A 5369-nucleotide genomic window follows, 5' to 3' on the forward strand; every position below is an offset into this window, starting at 1 on the left:
ACCTGCGGTGTCGATCACTTCGGTGGGCTTCTGCGCGCCGCCGCCCCGCCGGTCATGGGCCGGCGTGCCGCCGCGCACCCGGTGAGAAATTCTTGTCCGAATCATTGACGCACCTCCGGACCCTCCGTACCTTGTGCCAGCAAGCGCTTACTTGAAACGATTCATGATGACGGACGGCGTTGCCGGGAGGGCCTGACTGTGGGAATCGGCGGGAGCATGGAGCGGCGGACGATTCTGAAGGCGGCCGGAGCTTCGGCGGCCGTGCTCGGGCTCGGCGCGACGACCGGATGCGGGGGAGGAAGCGGTGCCGGGGACGGGACGGTGACGATCCGTTACTCGTGGTGGGGCGCCGAGGAGCGCGCCAAGAGGATCAACCGGACCATCGCGCTCTTCGAGAAGAAGTATCCGAAGATCAAGGTGAAGACGGACTTCCAGACGTACCAATCCTTCTGGGAGAAGTTCCAGACGCAGGCTTCCGGCGGAAATCCCCCGGACGTTTTCCAAAACGCCGTCACTTTCCTTCGGAAGTACGACAAGAGGGGAATCCTGCTCGATCTGAGACCGCAGGTCGACGCGGGCCACCTGAACCTGGACGACTTCCGCGCCGGTGTCACCGAGGTCGGCGAGGTCGACGGCAAGCAGCTCGGTGTCCCGGTCGGCTCCAACACCATGGCGCTGGTGATCGACAAGAAGCTCTGGCGGAAGGCGGGCGTCGAGCCGCACGCCGGCTGGACCTGGGACGACTTCTTCAAGGCCCTGAAGACGATCCGCGACAGGACCGGCGTCCCCGGGGACACCGGCTACTTCGGCATCATGTACCTGTACGACCTCTACCTCCGCCAGAACGGCAAGGCGTTCTTCACCGAGGACGGACTCGGTTTCGACCGGGCCGACCTGACGGAGTGGTGGCAGGACGGCTACAACCGGGTCAGGGCCGGCATCGTCACGGACCCGAAGGCCGTCGCGCAGGACCTGCCGAAGTCCTCGCTCTCCGCGGGGCACGGCGCCTCGGAGTTCACCTGGGACAACTTCACCGTCCGCTACCACTCCGAGGGCGACAGCACCTACGGCCTCGCCCCCATCCCCACCACGGACGGCAAGCACACCGGCCAGTACCTCGCCTCCCTGATGCTGAGCGCCTCCGCGCGTACCGCACACCCCGAGGAGGTCGCCCGGTTCATCGACTTCATGGTCCACGACCCGGAGGTCGGCAGGATCATGGGCTACGACCGCGGCATCCTGGCCGGCACCGAGCAGTACGACGCCTTCAAGCCGGCCGACGAGATCAACAAGGAGATCGCCCGGTACGAGGCGGACACCGCCGAGGCCGGCGTGCTCGGCACCATCACCCCGCACCCCTCCGGTGCCGACACCGTCGAGGCCGCCTTCCTCCGCATCGGCGGCGACCTGGGCCTGGGCAAGGTCAAGGTCTCCGACGCGGTGAAGCAGTTCTTCGACGAGTCGCAGGCCGCCTTCCAGGCCTGAGGGGAACCGCAGTGACGCTCCTCAAGGAGACTCCGCCCGACACCCGGAAGGCCCGCTCCGCCGCGCCCGCCGCCGGCAAGCGGCGGGGCCGCCGGGAGAACCTGGCCGGCTACCTCTTCATGTCCCCGTGGATCGCCGGCTTCCTGCTGCTGACCGCGGGCCCCATGGTGGCCTCCCTCTACTTCGCGTTCACCGACTACAACCTCTTCAACGCCCCCAGATGGATCGGCCTGGACAACTTCACCCGGATGTTCGACGATCCCAGGTGGCGGAAGTCGGTCCAGGTGACGGCGGAATACGTGATCATCGGTACCCCGCTGAAGCTGCTGCTCGCCCTCGGCGTGGCTCTGCTGCTCGCCCAGAGCCGCCGCGGCCAGGCCTTCTACCGGGCCGCCTTCTACGCCCCCTCGCTCATCGGAGCCAGCGTCTCCATCGGCTTCGTCTGGCGCTCGCTCTTCTCCGACCACGCGATCGTGGACCGCCTGATGTCCTCCGCCGGCATCCACGCCGGAGGCTGGGTCGGCAACCCCGACTGGATCCTGTACTGCCTGGTCGCCCTCACCGTCTGGCAGTTCGGCGCCCCGATGGTCATCTTCCTGGCCGGCCTCAAGCAGGTGCCCCGTGAGCTGTACGAGGCCGCCGAGATGGACGGCGCCGGACCGCTGCGGAAGTTCTGGAGCATCACGCTCCCGATGATCTCCCCGGTGCTCTTCTTCAACGTGCTGCTGGAGACCATCCACTCGTTCCAGATCTTCGGCTCGGCCTACGTCGTGTCCAACACGTACTGCGGTCCGGCCGACGCCACCCTCGTCTACACCTGCTACCTGTACCAGCAGGGCTTCAAGAACTCCCAGATGGGCTTCGCCTCCGCCATGGCCTGGATGCTGCTGCTCGCGGTGGCCCTGGTGACGGCCGTCCTCTTCTGGTCCCAGAAGAAGTGGGTGCACTACGCGGAGGACGCCCGATGAGCGCCACCACCACCCCGACGACCACCTCGCGTGCGCCGCTCACCGGCTCCGGCCGCCGCCGTGCCGGCTCCCTCGCCTGGCACATCGGCGCCCTGGCCGTCCTGGCGGTCGTCCTCTATCCCGTCCTGTGGCTCGTCGGCGCCTCGTTCAAGCCGAGCAAGGACATCATCAACGGCCTCCAGCTGTTCCCCGGCCGCCCGATCTTCGCCAACTTCAAGAACCTGGCCGACGGCATCGCCGACATCGGGATCCGGACCTTCTTCCAGAACTCCCTCGTCTACGCGCTCGGTTCCGTCGCCGGCATCCTGCTCTCCTGCTCGCTGACCGCGTACGCCTTCGCCCGCATCAGGTTCGCCGGGCGGAACACACTGTTCGCCCTGATGATCGGCACGCTCCTGCTGCCGTACCACGTGCTGCTCGTCCCGCAGTACGTGATGTTCCAGAAGCTTCAGCTGACCAACACCTATGTGCCGCTGCTGCTCGGCAAGTACCTCGCCACGGAGGCCTTCTTCGTCTTCCTCATGGTGCAGTTCATGCGGAATCTGCCCCGGGAACTGGACGAGGCCGCCCGTATCGACGGCTGCGGGCACCTCAGGACCTACTGGTCGATCGTGCTGCCGCTGTGCCGGCCCGCGCTCATCACCAGCGCCATCTTCACCTTCATCAACGCCTGGAACGACTTCATGGGCCCGCTGATCTACCTCAACGAACCCGGCAAGTACACCGTCTCGCTCGGCCTGATGATGTTCCGCGACTCCGACGGCGTGGCCGCCAACTACGGCGGCATGATCGCCATGTCCCTGGTCGCGCTGCTGCCGGTGCTGCTCTTCTTCCTCACCTTCCAGCGCTACCTGATCGACGGCATGGCGACCTCCGGACTGAAGGGCTGAGGCATCCACCATGACCGACGTACGTGGCGTACGTGTGAAGGCACGCGGCGGTTCAGGGTTCGCCGACGGGTTCGGTGTCTTCGCCGAGTGCCTGCTGACCGGGGTCTGGATCGCGGTGGCCTGCCTCGGCGTGGTCACCTACCCGGCCGCCTTCGCGGCCGGCGCCCGGCATCTGCGCCGTCGCACCGCTCACCGGGGCGGCGGATGGCGGGAGTTCGCGGCGGACTTCCGGACGGCCCTGCGCGGCGGGTGGCTCGCCGGGCTCGCCGGGTGGGCCGCCGCGGCGGTGGTCTGGACCGATCTCCAGGCCGTACGGGCCGGGCTGCCCGGCGGTCCGCTCGTGGGCGCCGTCGGGCTGTGCGCGCTGACCGGCCTCGGCGTGGCCGGGCTGCGCGCGGCGGCGCTCTGGGCGCCCGGCGCCTCCTGGCGCGCGCTGCTCGCGGCGGCGGGCCGCCGTACGGTCCTCGACCCCGCCGGGTCCTTCCTGCTGGTCTGCGGACTGGCGGTCGTCGTGTTCTCCGCCTGGCTCGTCGCCCCGCTGGCGGTCCCGGTGCTCGGGGCCGTGGCGGCGGCGGCCGTCGCCGTGGAGGAACGGCACCGGCACCGCTGATCACCGGCGTCCCGTACCGGAGCGGCACCACGCCCCGGCAGCTCATCAAAGCCTGGGTCTTCGGCCCCAGCCTGTACGCCGAGCCCGACCGGTTCACCCCCGCAAGGCGAAGATCGAGGACCACCTCGACTTCCTCTTCACCTGATCTCTTGCGAGGAGGCCCCGGTGTTCACGCCGGGCGGGAATCGCATCCCGCGACCGCGGCGCGGAGCGCCCTGACAGCCTGTCCGGCGGAGCCGGGCGAATGCGAACACGTGTACCGACGTTCGCTGATCGGGGTAATCGTGGCGGAAGGAGGGGGCGGCTGTTCGGGTGCCGTGCGTACGGTCACGTGGCGGGTGTCGGGTGATCGGGGCAAGGGCCGGGGGTGACGGGGATGGCGGCGGGGGAGGCGGAGGGGGCCGGGCACGCCCGGTACACCTACCGGCTGCGGGTGTCGGCCACGGCCCGTACCGGGCTGGAGGCGGAGTGGGGGCGGTGCCGGTGGCTCTGGAACGAGTGCGTGGCCCGCTCGAAGAAGGCCCACACGGAGGGGGAGGCGTGCGGTCCGGCCCGGCTGGACCGGATGCTGACCCGGGCCCGCGCGGTGACCTCGTGGCTGGCCGCGGGCGCCTCGGTGCCGCAGCAGCAGACCGTCCGTGACTTCGCCGCCTCCCGCGCGAAGGCCCTGAAGGATCTCAAGGACCGGCTGCCCGTGCGGCGGCGGGCAGGCATGCCCCGGCCCAGGAAGAAGCACGGGGCCGAGCCGACGCTGAACTACACCCGGCGCGGCTTCCGGCTCAAGGACGGGAGGCTGCACCTGGCGGGCGGCATCGCCCTGACCGTGGTGTGGTCCCGTCCCCTGCCGGCCGCACCGTCCTCGGTGCGGGTCTACCGCGACCGCCTCGGCCACTGGTACGCCTCGTTCGTCGTGCCGGCCGAGGTGCAGCCGCTGCCGCTGACCGGTGCGGTGCTCGGTGTGGACTGGGGCGTGCGGGAGACCGCCACCACCACCTCCGACGCCCATGACCTCCCCCATGCCCAGCACGGCCGGAAGGCCCAGGCCAAGCTGTCCCGCTACGACCGGATGATGGCCCGGCGCCGGCCCAAGAAGGGGCAGGCCGCCTCGCAGGGCTACCGGGAGGCGAAGCGGTGGCGGGCGAAGACGTATGCGAAGATCGCCCGGCAGCGGCAGGACACCGCCCGTAAGTGGGCGAAGAGGGTGGTGCGCGACCACGACGTGATCGCGGTGGAGGACTTCAAGCCCAGGTTCCTCGCGAAGACGAGCATGGCGCGCAAGGCGGCCGACGCCGCGATCGGCGCCACCAAGCAGGCCCTGATCGAGATGGGCCGCAAGCACGCGCGGGATGTGCGTCTGGTGCACCCCGCGCACACCACCATGGACTGCGGATCGTGCGGAGCGAGAACCAAGCACGC

At 69.5% G+C, this 5369-nt stretch carries 5 protein-coding genes; all 5 read left to right on the top strand.

Features of this window, described 5'->3' with window-relative positions:
• The first annotated feature begins 216 nt into the window (after nt 1-216).
• Complete coding sequence (locus tag RH94_RS15700; protein ID WP_407697319.1) at nt 217-1485, top strand: ABC transporter substrate-binding protein; 1269 nt, start codon at nt 217-219, stop codon at nt 1483-1485.
• Between the two features lie 11 nt (nt 1486-1496).
• Complete coding sequence (locus RH94_RS15705; RefSeq protein ID WP_073948211.1) at nt 1497-2453, top strand: carbohydrate ABC transporter permease; 957 nt, start codon at nt 1497-1499, stop codon at nt 2451-2453.
• The gene (locus RH94_RS15710) at nt 2450-3343 is read left to right on the top strand and encodes a carbohydrate ABC transporter permease (protein ID WP_073948212.1); all 894 of its coding nucleotides are present in this window, start codon (nt 2450-2452) and stop codon (nt 3341-3343) included. The genes RH94_RS15705 and RH94_RS15710 overlap by 4 nt, the downstream gene beginning before the upstream one ends.
• Before the next feature lie 10 nt (nt 3344-3353).
• Nucleotides 3354-3953, top strand: a complete 600-nt coding sequence (locus RH94_RS15715; RefSeq protein WP_073948213.1) for a hypothetical protein — start codon at nt 3354-3356, stop codon at nt 3951-3953.
• A 376-nt stretch (nt 3954-4329) separates the two neighbouring features.
• Nucleotides 4330-5369 (top strand): RNA-guided endonuclease InsQ/TnpB family protein (locus RH94_RS15720; protein ID WP_073948214.1); only part of this gene is annotated, 1040 nt, incomplete at its 3' end.

The sequence above is a fragment of the Streptomyces kebangsaanensis genome (assembly GCF_001906585.1).
In the GTDB taxonomy this organism is placed as follows: Bacteria; Actinomycetota; Actinomycetes; order Streptomycetales; family Streptomycetaceae; genus Streptomyces; species Streptomyces kebangsaanensis.

Coding starts and splice junctions, on each gene's coding strand:
- RH94_RS15700 (WP_407697319.1), top strand. CDS start 217: ATGGAGCGGCGGACGATTCTGAAGGCGGCCGGAGCTTCGGCGGCCGTG.
- RH94_RS15710 (WP_073948212.1), top strand. CDS start 2,450: ATGAGCGCCACCACCACCCCGACGACCACCTCGCGTGCGCCGCTCACC.
- RH94_RS15715 (WP_073948213.1), top strand. CDS start 3,354: ATGACCGACGTACGTGGCGTACGTGTGAAGGCACGCGGCGGTTCAGGG.